Raw genomic sequence first — 237 nt, 5'->3', positions numbered from 1 at the left:
TTCCCCGCGCGTCGATGTCGTGGTCGTATTGTCGAGCTGCACCAGCAGCTGCCCCTTGCGGACGACCTGGCCGAGTATCACCGCAATCTGCTGGACGACGCCGGGTTCCGACGACTGGATGATCTGGGTCTCTGAAACGGGAATGACCCTGCCTTCGCCTCGGGCGATCTCGTCAATTCTGACAATCGTCGCCCAGCCGAAGAAGCTTGCAATCAGCAGCGTGCAAAGCGCCAGGAT

1 pseudogene is annotated in these 237 nt (G+C 60.8%); it reads right to left on the bottom strand.

Annotation, left to right across the window (positions count from 1 at the left end):
• Positions 1-237 (bottom strand): annotated as a pseudogene (locus ACPYOI_RS37015) (HlyD family type I secretion periplasmic adaptor subunit); the annotation flags it as partial.

The organism is Rhizobium sp. SVR5-2C, from assembly GCF_056755115.1.
Note: the sequence above shows the minus strand (reverse complement) of the source record. Positions and strands in the feature narration are given on the sequence as shown.